This window comes from Pseudoclavibacter sp. JSM 162008, assembly GCF_041366455.1.
Taxonomy (GTDB): Bacteria; Actinomycetota; Actinomycetes; order Actinomycetales; family Microbacteriaceae; genus Pseudoclavibacter.
The window spans coordinates 14,816-28,429 of record NZ_JBEWYX010000012.1; the positions used below are offsets into that span (position 1 = coordinate 14,816).

Genomic DNA, 13,614 nt, shown 5'->3' on the forward strand with positions numbered 1-13,614 from the left:
CTCTCGGTGGCTGGGGTGCAGAAGAAGGTGCGAGGAAGCGGGCCGGGATGCTCAGCTGGCGGACGCGGGCCAGTTGGGCTCGCCGAGGCTGAGCATGAGGCGGTTCGCCCACGCGAAGAACGCGGTCGACCCGACGAGATCGAACAGCTCGGCGTCGTCGAGGCCGAGATCGCGGAGTTCCGCGATCTGGCTGGGCGTCGCACTCGGGCGTAGCGTCGAGAGGCTCGCCGCGAAGCGGATGATGGCGGACCAGCGCGCATCCTGCTCCGCACTCAGCGCCTCGAGCGAGGTCGGCTGCCAGTTCGCGTCCCGCGGCAGGCTCGCGTCGATGACCCGCTGGACGTCGTCGTGACGCTTCGACTGGAACGTCGCCTTCCGCGAATGCACGGACGCGCAGTAGATGCAGTCGTTGACCTTGCTGGCGACCGCCGCCGCGAGCTCGCGCTCGGCACGCGGCAGTCCGTCCTTGCTCACGAAGACGGCGTTGTCGATCGCGCTGCGCGCCTTCAGCACGGCGGGAACGCGGGACAGGAGCCTGAAGTAGACGCTGTTGGTGGTGGCCTTCGCGGCGAAGGAGTCGACCTGCTCGGGAGTGAGCTCGTCCTCCGCGGGAGCGGCGATCCACGGCGACCACTCGAGCTGCTCTTGGGTGTACGCGGTCGGCTTCTGCAGGCCGGAGATCGTGCGTCCGCTCAGGTCCTTCGAGCGGCCGGCCGCGACCGTCGAGCGCGCAGGCGCATCCACCCGCTCCGGCGACCGGCCTGCGAGGAAAGCGTCGCCGTCGAGCATGCGCGCGAGGTAGCTCTCGAACGCGACGAGCTGGCTCAGGAGCACGATCTCTTCAGGGGTGATGCCGGTGAGCGGCAGCACGTGCTGGTCCTCGTGGGTCGCGAGCGCCGGCGACACCGTGATGAGGTCGACATGCTCGACAAGCGCACGGAGCTTCGGGTCGGCGGGCAGCTCGTCGCCGACGAGGCGTGCGTCCGCGCCCTGCGCGAGGTGCCACTCCGCGAGCTGGGCATTGCCCTGCCAGCGGGCCACCGTGCGGGCGAACCCGTGCAGAAGCGTGGCTTCGAGCGCCTGTGGTGCCTCGTAGAGCGCCGAGTAGGCGGCGAGCGTCTGCTCGATGACCTCGGGCTTGGCTGCCGTCAGCGAGGCGATCGACTCGGGAACCGTCGGGGAGATGCGCACGGGGGGGTCCTCAGCAGTGGAGTTCGGGGGAGATCGGATACCAAACTGCCACCACCGGCGGGGCCCCGTGCAATTGCGTTACCCCGCATGAACTCGACGGCACCCGACCGGAACACCGGTCCCGCATCGCTCGCGCTCGGTCAGGCGGTGCCGAGATCCGGGCGAGTCAGATCCGGCTGCCGGGGTCCGGCCAAGGAGGCCGTGCGCGGGATGAGCTCGATGTCCGGCACCGGGTCGAGCGTCAGGCGCGCGTGCGTCTCCACGTCGAAGCGCTGCTTCCCGTAGCGCAGCTTCTGTCGTTCGATGCCCTCCGGCCGGAAGCCAGCGCGGCTCGCGACGCGGCAGGACGCGGCGTTGCCCGTTCGATGCCCGAGCTCGAGGCGGAAGAGGCCGAGTTCCGTGAACGCCAGGTCGGCGATCGTCGCGAGGCCCCGCGTGGCGAGGCCCCTCCCCCGCGCACCCTTCGCGAGCCAGTAGTAGGCCCAGCCCGTCTGGTGCACGTGCTCGATGTTGCTGAGCCCCACGTTGCCGACGGCGATGCCGTCGACGATGATCGCCAAGTCGTGCTTCGCCGTGCCGGAGACGAGGTGCTGCGCCATGTACGAGACGAAGTCGAGTTCCGTCGAAGGCACCCCTCCCGGGAATTGCGCTGCGAGGTCCGGCGACGTCCGCATCGCGTTCGCAAGGGCAGGGGCATCGTCGGCCACCCATGGTCGGAGGTGTGCATCCACCCCCGCAGTGTCGCATCTGCACATGTGCTCACACGGAGACGACGCGCGGGAACGCGGAGGACGACGTAACATGTACAGGCTTCGGAGCCGGTGGGGGAACATCAGCGTCGGTCTGCGAGACCTCCGGAGCTCGCTCACTTCGTCAGACCGGACGACTTCATGACCTCAGAAACGCTCAAGCCTGCCCCGCGGCGGCTGAACCACGGGCTCCAGCGGATGCTCGGCCGCGACACTCACGAGCAGGGACGCGCCGCGACGCCGCTCGAGCTGCTCTACGACCTCGCGTTCGCCGCGTCGTTCGCCGCCGCCGGGAATCTCTTCGCCCACGGCATCGCGGAAGGCCACACGGTGCCCGCGATCATCGGCTTCGGCTTCGCGATATTCTCGCTGGTGTGGGCGTGGATCAACTTCTCCTGGTTCGCCTCGGCCTTCGACACCGACGACTGGCTCTTCCGGCTGCTGACGATGGTGCAGATGGCGGGCGTGGTCATCCTCGCGCTCGGCCTCCCGGCCATGTCGAGTCCATCGACCACGGTGAGGTGCTCGACAACCGCGTCATGATCGCAGGCTACGTGGTCATGCGCGTCGCGCTCGTCTGCCAGTGGCTCCGCGCGGCCCGGAGCGGCTCGCGGTACCGGACGACGGCCATGACGTACGCGGTCTTCGTCTCCGTCGCGCAGATCCTCTGGATCGTCATCGCGATCCTCCCGCTCACGCTCGTCTTCGCGCTGCTGGGCGGACTCGTCGCGCTCCTCGTCGAGATCGCTGGCCCGCTCGTCGTCGTCGGCATGGTGCTCATCTTCGGCATGTGGTGGGTGTACTTCATGGTGCCAGCGGCCGAGGTGCTGCACGTCCACCGCGAGCGCTCGTTCCCGTGGGGCTACGGCCACTTCTTCATCTTCGCGTCGATCGCCGCGACCGGAGCTGGTCTGCACATCGTGGCGTACACGTTCGACGAGCACTACCACGTGAGCGACGTCACGGCGGTGCTCGCCGTCGCGATCCCCGTGCTGATCTACCTGCTCACGGTGTTCACGCTCTACTCGTACCTGCTGCGCACGATCAACGCGTTCCACGCGCTGCTCGCGCTCGCATCCGTCGCCGTGCTCGCTGCCAGTGTCGTCATGGCCGCCAACGGCGCCAGCGTCTCGGTCAGCCTGCTCGTCGGGATGCTCGCACCCGTCGTCGTCGTGATCGGCTACGAGTCGGTGGGGCACCGCCACGCCGCGGCGCACCTCGACCGCATCGAGCAGGACGCGCCCGCGCCCCACTAGCTCCGCCGCGGGCTGCCGCCGCGTCTCCACCCACCTCGCGCGCGTCTCTGGATGGGTTTCTCGCTTCGGGATGGGAAACAAACCATCCGGAAGCGAGAAACCCATCCCGAGTCTGCTGGCGCCCGGGCCGAGACTGGCGGCGGCTCGGGCGAGCCCGCCCTCCTACCTGACGCGGCGGCGCCAGGCTCCGGTCGCGTACAGCGACCAGGCGATGAGCACGGGCTGGAAGAAGAGGCGAAGGAAGCGCTTCTTGTCGGTGTCGAGCCCGAACGCGTCCCGGCGGTGCACGAACTGCGCGAGGTTGCCGGGGAACACGGCCGCGAAGAACGCCGCGGCCACCCAGCCGACGGTCGGCCGCTGGGCTCGACGGGCGAAGAGCAGCGACAGGCCAAGCGCGATCTCGGCGACTCCGGATGCGAGCACCACCTGGTCGGTCGTCAGGGGCGCGTACCTGGTCACCGACTTCGGCACCTGTGCCTTGAACTCATCGCGCGCGACCGTCAGGTGCGTGACCCCCGCGAAGACGAGGAAGCCGCCGAGGAGCACGCGCTTGACGGTCCTAAGCCGCGAGGTGGGTGCCTCGTCGGCGAGGCGGATATCCGAGCTCTTGATCGCCATGATCGTCACACCTTCCGGGCCGTCTTGCCGAACCGGAATGCCATCACGAGCTGCGTGATGCCGCCGATGATGAGGATGAACGCGACGATCCAGAGCATCACGACGACGATCCCAGCCGGCCACAGCAGGATCAGCAGACCTGCGACGATGCTGAGCGCGCCCGAGATGATCGCGAACCAGCGCGACTGGTCGGGGGACGCATCCGCGAGCGATGCGATGCCCTCGATGATCCAGGTGATGGCGATGAGGATGCCGAGCGCGTCGATGAGCGCCGCGGGCTGCACGAGCGCGACGATTCCACCGGCGATCAGCAGCAGGCCGACCACCGCGTTGAAGACGCGCCACCCGGTGGGGAGCCCCTTGGAGACGATGGCGCGCACGAGACGCAGCACTCCGGTGAACACGAAGAAGATGCCGAAGACCCACGCGATGGCGGTGAGCGCCTTCTCGGGGAAGGCCAACGCGACGATGCCGAGGGCGAGTGCGACTGCTCCGCCGATGCCGAAGATCCAGCGCAGCGTCGTCACCTGCTTCGGGCTCAGGAGCGTCGGGTTGAGGTTGAAACGCACGATGGGGGTGGACTGGCTCACTGCGGACTCCTTCAGTGGGGGATGCGCCGCGCGCGGCGTCGACGCCCCTCGTCCGGAGAGCGAGGGGTTGCCGTCATCCTAGTGACGAAGCGCGCGTCGCAGGCCCACCGACGGCGTGGGCTCTTCGTCCATCCTCCGACCGTCCCTGAGGGTGATGACGGCGTCTGCCGCCGAGATCTCGTGGGCGTCGTGACTCGCGACGACGATCGTCCTGCCGCGTGCCGCGAGTGCGGCGAGGCAGGTTGCGATGCGCTCGTTCGATTCGGCGTCGACGCCTGCCGTCGGCTCGTCGAGGAGGAGCAGCTCGGTGTCCTGCGCGATGCCCTGCGCGATGAGCGTGCGCTGCCGTTGGCCGCCGGAGAGCTCGCCGAGGAGCCGTCCGCGCAGCGGGCCGAGGCCGAGTTGCTCGATGGCTTCGCGCACGTGCTGGGCGTCGGAGCTCCGGCGCCCATCCGCGTGCGCTCGACGGCGCAGGCGGATGCCGGTTCGTGCTCGCTCGGCCCACCTGCCCATCGCGACCGCTGCCCCGACGGTCATCGGGAAGGCCTCTGGGAGTCGGGCGTGCTGCGGCACGAAGGCGATCCGCCCAGGGGATGCGTCGAAGTCGTGCCATTCGAGTGACCCGGAGGTGAGCGGCGTGGTCCCGGCGAGCACGCCGAGCAGCGTGCTCTTGCCTGAGCCGTTGTGTCCGACGACGACCGTGATCGCGGCGCGGGCGATCTCGAGCGAGACGCCCGCGAGCGCCTCGTGGGAGTCGTAGCGGACAGTTGCGTTCGCGAGTGTGGTGAGGGCGGCCATGCTCGAACCCTATCGGTAATGAGAAGCGTTTTCATTATGCTACGGTCCTTCCTCGTGCCCTTCCTCACCGATCCCCTCGAAGCGAGCTTCTTCGCCAGAGCCCTCATCGGCGGCTCCCTCGCCGCCGTCCTGTGCGCCTGCGTCGGCACCTGGGTCGTGCTGCGCGGCATGGCCTTCCTCGGCGAGGCGCTGGCCCACGGCATCCTGCCCGGCGTCGCACTCTCTGTGCTTCTCGGCTTCCCGCCCGTCACCGGCGCCGCAGCCTCCGCCGCCGTCATGGCTGTCGGCGTGCGCACCCTGACGAAGCGCACCCGCCTCTCGAACGACACCGCCATCGGCATCCTCTTCGTCGGGATGCTCGCGCTCGGCATCGCGATCGTCTCGAGATCCGGGAGCTTCGCAGTCGACGTCACGGCCATGCTGTTCGGCGACGTGCTGGCCATCGGACCGGCAGAGCTGTGGCTCATCGGCGCATCCCTCGTGCTCGCGGTCGCCGGACTCGCCTTCTTCCACCGCGGGTTCACGGCACTCGCCTTCGACGAGCGCAAGGCCTTCACCCTCGGCCTGCGCCCCGAGCGCGCGAGCCTCGCCCTCATCGCGCTCGTCGCGCTCGCCGTCATCGCGTCGTATCAGGCCATCGGCACCCTGCTCGTGACGGCGCTCCTGTTGGCTCCGCCTGCCGCCGCATCCCTCACACGCAAGAGCGTCGTCGGCATCATGGCGCTCGGCAGCGCCATCGGCGTCGCCGCTGTGGTGGCCGGCCTCTACGCCTCCTGGCACCTCGCGATCGCCGCCGGCCCCGCCATCGCGCTCGCCGCCGTGCTGTCCGTCGCCGTCGCCGCGCTCGTGCGTCCGGCCCGGCTCCGCGGCGCGCACGCCCGCACCTCCTCCGCATCCACCGCTCCAGCAGAAAGCGTCACGTCTTGCCCCGCACACGCGTAACCCTCCCCCTCTCCCCCGCATCCGTTCGTCGACACCCCCTCGTCACCACCCTGGCGGCGGTCGGGATGCTCACCCTCGCCGGGTGCGCCTCCCCCGTTCCCGAGGATGCGGCGCCCGCCGGAAGCGCTGCGCCCGAGGAGCAGCCGCACGGCTTCGTCGCCGGCGCCGAGGAGCTCACGGAAGCCCAGTCGAGCATCGCGAGCATCGGAGCGGACGGCTCCGTGAACGTGCTCAACCTCCTGACTGGCGAGAGCTCGACGCTCGACTCCGTCGCCAACCCCGTCTGGGCGGCGAGCGATGGGCGATTCGTCTTCACGGGGTCCGGAGCTGACGGCGACGGCACCACGCAGGTGATCGACACGGGTGTGTGGACGGTGCCGCACGGCGACCACGTGCACTACTACCGCACAGCTCCGGGCATCACCGGGGAGCTCGCGGAGGCGGGACCCGCCCGCGTCTCCTCGGACGAGGCCGTCGCAGCCCTCAGCTTCGAGGACTCCGGGACCACCGTCATCCTCGATCGTCACGCACTCGGACAGGGCGAGGTGGTCGAGCTCGCCCGAGTCGAGTCCACCGCCCACGGTGCGGCCGCAGCCCCGGTCGGCGATGCGGTCGTCGCCAGCAGCGCCGAGTCGCCAGGCGGAGCGCCGACGCTGGGCGCCTATTCGCTCGACGGTCAGGACCTGGGCGTCGACGTCGAATGCCCGGGACTGGGCGACGTCCAGCAGACGAGCCTCGGTGCGACCTTCGCGTGCTCCGACGGCCTCGTGTTCGCAGCTGCCGCGGAGGCAGGCGCCGAGTCCGCGGCCCCCGCCCTCACCAAGGTCGCCTATCCGGCGGTCAGCAGCACGACAGCCCAGGGCGCTGCACCCGTCGGCCCGGCGAGGTCGCTCGAGAACCGCCCGCACCGGCCCGCCGTCGCAGGCCCGGCCGGAGACGCAGGCATCTGGCTCGCCTCGTCCAGAACGCAGGAGCTGAGCTTCATCCCCACTGCGGACCCGATCCTCACCGCCGTGGCAGTCGCCGACGACAGCAGCCGCATCGTCGCTGTCGACCGCCAAGGCACGCTGCTGGTCATCGACGGGGAGACCGGTGAGGTGACCGGCACACAGGCCGGGCTCATCGGCACCCCGGACTCCGCCGCGAGCGTCCACCTCTCCGTCGACACGAGCCGCGCCTACGTGAGCACTCCAGCCTCCACCGACCTGCACGAGATCGACTACAAGGACGGCGCCCGCATCGCCCGCACCCTCGACCTCTCCTCCGCCCCGGCCTTCGCCTTCGAGACGGGGAACTGACCATGACCAGCCGCACCCAGCCCCCGACCCTCCGGACGATCGCCGCCGCATTCGCCGCCGTGACCATCACAGCGAGTCTCGCGTCCTGCAGCGCGACAGGAACCGACGACCGGCCCGAGATCGTCGTGACCACGAACATCCTCGGCGACGTCGTCACCGAGCTCGTCGGCGACCAGGCCACCGTCACGACCCTCATGAGACCCGGCGCCGACCCGCACTCCTTCAGCCTCTCGGCGCAGGAGGCCGCCTCCATCGAGAACGCCGACCTCGTCGTCTCCAACGGGCTCGGCCTGGAGGAGGGAGTCGCGCAGCACCTCACGCAGGTCGACGCGGCGGGCATCCCCCACTTCGTCGCGAGCGACGCCTTCGAGCCACTCGCCTACACGGAAGGGGACGCGGAAGGCATGGACGACCCTCACTTCTGGACCGACCCGGCCAGGATGTCGGCGGTCGTCGACGCCCTGAGCCGCCAGCTCTCGACGGACGTCGACGGCCTCGACCAGGCGGCGCTCGATGCCTCGGTCGCCGACTATTCCGGTCAGCTCGACGAGCTCGACACGTGGATGCAGGCCCAGTTCGACACCATCCCGAGCGCGTCGAAGAGCCTCGTCACCAACCACCACGTCTTCGGCTACCTGGCAGACCGGTTCGGCTTCACCATCGTGGGCACCGTCATCCCCGGTGGGACGACGCTGGCCGCGCCGAGCGCCGCCGACTTCGCCGAGCTCAGCGCGGACATCACGACCGCCGGCGTCTCCACGATCTTCGCCGACGCATCGAGCCCGGACGACCTCGCCCGCGCCCTCGCGAACGAGGCTGGCATCGACGTGCGCGTCGAGCCGCTGTTCACGGAATCGCTCACCCCGGCGGGCGGCGGTGCCGAGAGCTACCTCGAGATGATGCGCGCCAACACGGAGCGCATCACCTCAGGCCTCGCGCCCTGATGCTCCGACCGGCCCCGACCACGATCCCCCATCCCAGAAGCAAGTCCGCACACAGAAAGGTCTCCATGACCATCGCATCACCATTGAAGACGCGCGGCGCCATCGCCGTCACCGCCCTCGGCATCCTCGCCCTGACCGGCTGCGCGCAGACCACCCCGGCCGTCCCCGGTGAAGCGGCGGCAACCCCCGGGGCCGCCTCCGCACCCGCATCGGAGACGGTCACGCTCACCTACGACGGCGGACTCGTCGTTCTCGACGCCGCGACCCTCGAGGTGGTCGGCGACGTGCCCATCGAGGGATTCACGCGCGTCAACCCCGTCGGCGACGGCCAGAACGTGCTGGTGACGACCGAGACCGGATTCCAGGTGCTCGACACCCAGCAGCCGGCCCTCACCGGCCTCACGTTCGAGGGTTCCAAGGCCGGCCACGCCGTGCCGCACGCCGGCAAGACCGTGCTGTTCTTCGACGGCACCGGTGACTCCGTCATCTTCGACACGGATGCGCTCCTCGCCGACAACACGACGCTGCCGGAGACGACGACGGTCGAGAGCGACGCCGCCCACCACGGGGTATCGATCGAGCTCTCCGACGGCACGTTCGTGACCACGCTCAGCGACCGCACCGGCATCGTCGCGACCGACGCCGACGGCAACGAGGTCGCCCGCTCGACCGAGTGCCCCGGCGTGCACGGCGAGGGCACCGTGAAGGATGAGGTCGTCATCGTGGGGTGCGAGAACGGCGCGCTCGCCTACGCGAACGGCGAGATCACCAAGCTCTCGTCACCGGACGACTTCGGTCGAATCGGCAACATGTTCACGACCGAGGAATCGGCCATCGCGCTCGGCGACTACAAGTCGGATCCGGACGCCGAGGGCTACCTCCTCCAGGCCTTCAGTCTCGTCGACACGGCGGCCGGCACCATCTCGGTGCACGAGCTCCCCGAGGGTGTCGGCTACACCTTCCGCGACCTCGGTCGCGGCTCGGACAACGAGGCGATCATCCTCGGCTCCGATGGCTCGCTGCACCTCTTCTCTGAGGCGGACGGCTCGCTCATCACCTCGATCCCGGTCATCGACGCGTGGGAGGGGCCGGCCGAGTGGCAGGATGCCCACCCCGCGCTGAAGGTGCAGGACGGCATCGCGTACGTCACCGACCCGGCGACCAGCAGCATCCACGCGGTCGACCTCGAGACCGAGGAGATCACCACCTCGGAGACGCTCCCCGGTGTGCCGAACGAGATCGCGCTGAGCTAGAGCGGCCACCCGCAGGATTCCGCGGCTCGGCAGTACCGCACGAGCCTGAGCGAAACCCGGGGCGCATGGGGAGCACTCCCCATGCGCCCCGCAAGCGAACGGCAATATGATTCCGAACAGCGAGGCCCTCAGCCCCGCGATTGCAGGCATCGTGCTTCAGTGAAGCAGACGACAAGGAGAATGAGCATGCGCAGCGAGCTATTCGCGGAAGCGAACCGGGAGAGCCAGAGCACCGAGCGTTGGGTGCTGCAGTCGAAGAAGATGCTGCGCGTCGGCTTCGGCCCAGAGGTCCTCGCGGCCAAGGGCGCCATGGTCGCCTACCAGGGCCAGTTCGACTTCAAGCACGAGGGCTCCGGCGGCCTCGGCAAGTTCATGAAGAAGATGGTCTCGGGCGAGGGCGGCTCGCTCATGCGCGTCGGCGGCCAGGGTGAGGTCTTCTTCGCCCGCCAGGGCGCGGACGTCTTCACGCTCACGCTCGAGGGCGAGGGCATCACCATCAACACGTCCAACCTCCTCGCCTTCGACGCGAACCTGCAGTGGGACATCAAGATGCTCGCGAACGCGGGCATGATGACGGGCGGCCTCTTCAACCTCGAGGTCGGCGGACACGGCACCGTCGCCGTCTCGAGCGACGGCCCGCCCATGGTCCTCGACTGCTCCGTGCAGCCCACCTTCGTCGACCCGCAGGCGGCGATCTGCTGGTCGCAGAACCTGCAGCCGACCATCAAGAACGACTTCAAGATGGGCTCGCTCATCGGCCGCGGCTCGGGCGAGTCGTTCCAGCTGGCATTCCACGGGCCCGGGTTCGTCGTCGTGCAGCCGAGCGAGGGCGTGCCGATCGTCGCCACCGCCTGAGGAGACCGGGCAGGTTCGGCGCTGAAGGGCGGCACCGAGTTCGTCGTCGACGTCGGTTCAAGCGCACTGAGCTGAACGACGCGGCAGCATGACGGAGGCGGGTGGTGGATCGAGGAGATCCGCCACCCGCCTCCGTCATGCCCGGCCGGTCCGCGCTCGGCCGGTCAGCGTCGCTTCTTGAAGAGCGTGCCGAACACGCCGCGCACGACCTCGCGCACGATCGTCTGGCCGGTGCGCGAGCCGAGGAGGTCGCTCACGACATTGCCGCCGCCCGTGTCCTGCCTCGCCCTGGTGGTGGTGCGGGTCTGCGTGCGCGAGCGCGTGGCCCTCTCGGCGCGCTCCCGCTCCTTCGCATCCTTCGCGGCCTGCTTCTCGGCCTCGGCGGCCGCACCTTCCGCGCGCTCCCGCTCTGCCGCGGCGTTCATCTTCGCCGTGAGCACCTCATGCGCCGACTGCGGATCGAGCACCGGCGAATACCGCGGGTACAGGGACGACGAGGCGACGAGCTGCCGGAGGCCCTCTTCCGGGGTCGGCGACATGGATGCCTGCGGGGCGCGCAGCCGAGTCCAGGCGACCGGTGAGGGCGCACCCTTCTCGTTCATGACCGTGACGATCGCCTCGCCGGTGGCGAGCTGCGTGAGCACCTCTTCGAGGTCGTACCCACTCTTGGGATACGTGCGCACCGTCTGCCGCAGGGCGGTCGCGTCGTCTGGCGTGTGCGCCCGCAGCTGGTGCTGGATGCGCGAGCCGAGCTGGGCGAGCACGTCGTCCGGCACGTCCTTGGGCGTCTGCGTGACGAAGAAGATGCCGACGCCCTTGGAGCGGATGAGCCGAACCGTCTGCGTGATCTGCTCGATGAACGCCTTCGAGGCGCCGGAGAAGAGCAGGTGCGCCTCGTCGAAGAAGAACACGAGCTTCGGCTTGTCGAGGTCGCCGACCTCGGGGAGCTCGTTGAACAGGTCCGCGAGCAGCCACATGAGGAACGTCGAGAAGAGCGCCGGGTTGCTGGCCACGCCGGGGAGCTCGAGCAGGCTGACGACCCCGCGCCCGTCGTCCGTGACACGCAGGAACTCACGGGTATCGATCTCGGTCTCGCCGAAGAAGATGTCAGCGCCCTGCTCGGAGAAGTTCACGAGCTCCCGCAGGATCACGCCGGCGGTCTGCTTCGAGAGGCCGCCGATCCCCTCGAGCTCGACCTTGCCTTCTGCGCTCGTGAGGTACTGGAGCACCGTGCGCAGGTCCGACAGGTCCACGAGTGCGAGCCCGTGCTCATCTGCGAAGTGGAAGACGAGGCCGAGGCTCGACTCCTGCGTCTTGTTGAGGCCGAGCACCTTGGAGAGCATGAGGGGTCCGAAGCTCGACACGGTCGCGCGGATGGGAACGCCGATGCCCCGCCCGCCGAGCGAGAACACCTCGGTCGGCGCGGCAGCGGGCACCCAGTCCTGGCCGATGCCCCGCGTGCGCGCGAGCAGCTTGTCGTTCGGCTCACCCGGGGTGGCGATGCCGGACAGGTCTCCCTTGATGTCGGCCGCGAACACGGGCACCCCAGCCGCCGAGAGCTGCTCGGCGAGCACCTGCAGGGTCTTCGTCTTGCCGGTGCCCGTTGCCCCAGCGACGAGCCCGTGGCGATTCGTCATCGCAAGGGGGATGCGCACCGGCACCCCTGGCACGGCCTCGCCGTTCACGATGGCGCCGATCTCGAGCGCAGCCGCCTCGAACGCGTACCCGGCACGCACGGCCTCGAGCTGCTGCTCGTCCAGCGGACCGGAGACGCTCGCCGCGGTGGCGGGAGCGGGAGCGGGCTCGGGCTCGGGCTCGGACTCGGGCACGGGCTCGGGCACGGGCTCGGACTCGGCGGCCGCGGAGGCCTCAGCCTCTGCCTCGGCGGCAGCGAGGGCGGCCGTGGCTTCCTCGAGTGCTCTGCGTGCGGCTTCGATACGGGCATCGGCGTCAGTCATGGCACCAGGCTAGTCACTCCTAGACTTGGTTCCATGCCTCAGCTGGAAGCGTCCGTGATCGTGCCACTCTCCCCCGACGAGGCGTTCACGCTCGCGCACACCGTCGGCGAGGCACGCAGCTGGGACCCTGGCGTCGTCCGCAGCCAGTACATCCGCGGCGCAAGCGCCCCCCACCCTGGCGCGCACTTCTTCACGAAGACCCCGAGCGGGCGGCGCATGATCCTCGAGCTGCGTGTTGTGCACGCGCCGCTCATGAGCGCCGCAGAGATGGTCAAGGGCCCGGCCTGGCTCGCCTCGTTCGGTGAGGGCTGGCGGTTCGAGGCCGTCGACGGCGGCACGAAGGCGACCTGGAAGTACACGTACAAGCTCGCTTCCCCGGTCTTCGCCTCGACGCTCGGAGCTGCGACGAAGCCCGTATTCGACCGCGAGCTCAAGGAACGTGCCGACGCGTTCGCATCACGGGCCGAGCAGCTCGCCGCCGTCTGACAGCGGAACCGCTAAGCGGCTGGCAGGTAGGCGGCCCACTCCGGCAGCTCACGCTCGACGCTGCGCGGTGACCAGCCGGTGGCCCGCGGCGGCCGTGGGGTGAGGCGGAGTCGCCACCCCATCTCCCCCGGCGTCTTGTCGCCCTTGACGTTGTTGCAGCGCAGGCAGCACGCGACGAGGTTCTCCCAGCTGTCGCGCCCTCCTCTCGAGCGGGGCAGGATGTGGTCGATCGTGTTCGCGAACCCGTCGCAGTAGCCGCACCGGTTCGCGTCCCGGCGCAGCACTCCCTTCCGGCTGACGGGCTGCATGCGCGCCATGGGCACGCGCACGTACCTGGTGAGCAGGATGACGCGAGGCCGCTCCCAGACGCCGCTGGACGCGAGCACGGGGTGCTCCTCATCCACATCGATGACGCTTGCCTTGCCGTGGAGCACCAGCACGAGCGCCCGCCGGTCGGAGACCACCCCGAGTGGTTCGTAGCCTGCGTTCAGGACGAGAGTTCGCATCGCGGACCTGCTTTCGCATCCGTACGAAAAAAGGGCACCGCCCGGATCGGCGGCACCCTTGAATCGAGTAGGTAGATGGACTGACGAGACTCGTCGGCCTGTATTCGCATGGTCTGACAGGCTTCACCGCTCTGGTAGACGTCGAGGGCTGAGCACGCGCGCGCATCCGT

General features: G+C 69.5%; 15 protein-coding genes. 8 read left to right on the forward strand and 7 right to left on the reverse strand.

Going from position 1 to position 13,614, the window contains the following annotated elements:
* Nucleotides 1-51 precede the first annotated feature (51 nt).
* Together ABVF28_RS11085 and ABVF28_RS11090 are read right to left on the reverse strand one after the other, a co-directional pair.
* Nucleotides 52-1,191 carry a peroxidase-related enzyme gene (locus tag ABVF28_RS11085; protein WP_371030501.1) on the reverse strand — a complete coding sequence of 380 codons (1,140 nt, stop codon included), beginning with the start codon at nt 1,189-1,191 and terminating at the stop codon, nt 52-54.
* A gap of 140 nt (nt 1,192-1,331) precedes the next feature.
* Entirely contained in the window at nt 1,332-1,922 is a 591-nt protein-coding gene (locus ABVF28_RS11090; protein ID WP_371030502.1) for a GNAT family N-acetyltransferase, read from the reverse strand.
* Between the two features lie 159 nt (nt 1,923-2,081).
* Here ABVF28_RS11090 and ABVF28_RS11095 point away from each other — a divergent pair, with 159 nt between their 5' ends.
* Nucleotides 2,082-2,483 (forward strand): low temperature requirement protein A, encoded by a 402-nt coding sequence (locus ABVF28_RS11095; protein WP_371030503.1) that lies wholly within the window; start codon nt 2,082-2,084, stop codon nt 2,481-2,483.
* Complete coding sequence (locus ABVF28_RS11100) at nt 2,480-3,196, forward strand: low temperature requirement protein A (RefSeq protein ID WP_371030504.1); 717 nt, start codon at nt 2,480-2,482, stop codon at nt 3,194-3,196. The genes ABVF28_RS11095 and ABVF28_RS11100 overlap by 4 nt, the downstream gene beginning before the upstream one ends.
* 162 nt (nt 3,197-3,358) lie before the next feature.
* On the opposite strand, the gene ABVF28_RS11105 is transcribed toward ABVF28_RS11100, so the two are convergent.
* The 3 genes from ABVF28_RS11105 to ABVF28_RS11115 form a co-directional block, all read right to left on the reverse strand.
* Nucleotides 3,359-3,814: a hypothetical protein gene (locus ABVF28_RS11105; protein ID WP_179556340.1), complete on the reverse strand. Its 456-nt coding sequence runs from the start codon at nt 3,812-3,814 to the stop codon at nt 3,359-3,361.
* Nucleotides 3,815-3,819: 5 nt separating this feature from the next.
* Nucleotides 3,820-4,404 carry an HdeD family acid-resistance protein gene (locus tag ABVF28_RS11110; RefSeq protein ID WP_371030505.1) on the reverse strand — a complete coding sequence of 195 codons (585 nt, stop codon included), beginning with the start codon at nt 4,402-4,404 and terminating at the stop codon, nt 3,820-3,822.
* A 78-nt stretch (nt 4,405-4,482) separates the two neighbouring features.
* On the reverse strand, nt 4,483-5,202 hold the full coding sequence (locus tag ABVF28_RS11115) for a metal ABC transporter ATP-binding protein (protein ID WP_371030506.1): 720 nt from the start codon (nt 5,200-5,202) through the stop codon (nt 4,483-4,485).
* Between the two features lie 54 nt (nt 5,203-5,256).
* Between ABVF28_RS11115 and aztB the strand changes: the two genes are divergently transcribed.
* The 5 genes from aztB to ABVF28_RS11140 all read left to right on the forward strand — a co-directional run bounded on the left by aztB (nt 5,257) and on the right by ABVF28_RS11140 (nt 10,494).
* Nucleotides 5,257-6,144, forward strand: a complete 888-nt coding sequence (gene aztB / locus ABVF28_RS11120) for a zinc ABC transporter permease AztB (RefSeq protein WP_371030507.1) — start codon at nt 5,257-5,259, stop codon at nt 6,142-6,144.
* Entirely contained in the window at nt 6,126-7,442 is a 1,317-nt protein-coding gene (locus tag ABVF28_RS11125; protein ID WP_371030508.1) for a hypothetical protein, read from the forward strand. Before aztB ends, ABVF28_RS11125 begins: the two co-directional genes overlap by 19 nt.
* 2 nt (nt 7,443-7,444) lie before the next feature.
* A complete protein-coding gene (aztC, locus tag ABVF28_RS11130; protein ID WP_179556335.1) occupies nt 7,445-8,386 on the forward strand; it encodes a zinc ABC transporter substrate-binding protein AztC in 942 nt (313 codons plus the stop codon).
* 65 nt (nt 8,387-8,451) lie between these two features.
* Nucleotides 8,452-9,639 carry a zinc metallochaperone AztD gene (gene aztD / locus ABVF28_RS11135; RefSeq protein ID WP_371030509.1) on the forward strand — a complete coding sequence of 396 codons (1,188 nt, stop codon included), beginning with the start codon at nt 8,452-8,454 and terminating at the stop codon, nt 9,637-9,639.
* A 186-nt stretch (nt 9,640-9,825) separates the two neighbouring features.
* Nucleotides 9,826-10,494, forward strand: coding sequence for an AIM24 family protein (locus tag ABVF28_RS11140; protein WP_104312463.1), 669 nt, complete (start codon nt 9,826-9,828; stop codon nt 10,492-10,494).
* Between the two features lie 164 nt (nt 10,495-10,658).
* On the opposite strand, the gene ABVF28_RS11145 is transcribed toward ABVF28_RS11140, so the two are convergent.
* Nucleotides 10,659-12,452, reverse strand: coding sequence for a helicase HerA-like domain-containing protein (locus ABVF28_RS11145; protein WP_371030510.1), 1,794 nt, complete (start codon nt 12,450-12,452; stop codon nt 10,659-10,661).
* Nucleotides 12,453-12,485: 33 nt separating this feature from the next.
* Here ABVF28_RS11145 and ABVF28_RS11150 point away from each other — a divergent pair, with 33 nt between their 5' ends.
* Nucleotides 12,486-12,938, forward strand: coding sequence for an SRPBCC family protein (locus tag ABVF28_RS11150; protein WP_371030511.1), 453 nt, complete (start codon nt 12,486-12,488; stop codon nt 12,936-12,938).
* An 11-nt stretch (nt 12,939-12,949) separates the two neighbouring features.
* On the opposite strand, the gene ABVF28_RS11155 is transcribed toward ABVF28_RS11150, so the two are convergent.
* A complete protein-coding gene (locus ABVF28_RS11155; RefSeq protein ID WP_104253808.1) occupies nt 12,950-13,444 on the reverse strand; it encodes an HNH endonuclease in 495 nt (164 codons plus the stop codon).
* Between the last annotated feature and the right edge of the window lie 170 nt (nt 13,445-13,614).

Bases quoted from the DNA above. Each gene is read 5' to 3' on its own strand.
- ABVF28_RS11095 (WP_371030503.1), top strand. From the start codon at position 2,082: ATGACCTCAGAAACGCTCAAGCCTGCCCCGCGGCGGCTGAACCACGGG.
- ABVF28_RS11100 (WP_371030504.1), top strand. From the start codon at position 2,480: ATGATCGCAGGCTACGTGGTCATGCGCGTCGCGCTCGTCTGCCAGTGG.
- ABVF28_RS11105 (WP_179556340.1), bottom strand. From the start codon at position 3,814: ATGGCGATCAAGAGCTCGGATATCCGCCTCGCCGACGAGGCACCCACC.
- ABVF28_RS11115 (WP_371030506.1), bottom strand. From the start codon at position 5,202: ATGGCCGCCCTCACCACACTCGCGAACGCAACTGTCCGCTACGACTCC.
- aztC (WP_179556335.1), top strand. From the start codon at position 7,445: ATGACCAGCCGCACCCAGCCCCCGACCCTCCGGACGATCGCCGCCGCA.
- aztD (WP_371030509.1), top strand. From the start codon at position 8,452: ATGACCATCGCATCACCATTGAAGACGCGCGGCGCCATCGCCGTCACC.
- ABVF28_RS11140 (WP_104312463.1), top strand. From the start codon at position 9,826: ATGCGCAGCGAGCTATTCGCGGAAGCGAACCGGGAGAGCCAGAGCACC.
- ABVF28_RS11145 (WP_371030510.1), bottom strand. From the start codon at position 12,452: ATGACTGACGCCGATGCCCGTATCGAAGCCGCACGCAGAGCACTCGAG.
- ABVF28_RS11150 (WP_371030511.1), top strand. From the start codon at position 12,486: ATGCCTCAGCTGGAAGCGTCCGTGATCGTGCCACTCTCCCCCGACGAG.
- ABVF28_RS11155 (WP_104253808.1), bottom strand. From the start codon at position 13,444: ATGCGAACTCTCGTCCTGAACGCAGGCTACGAACCACTCGGGGTGGTC.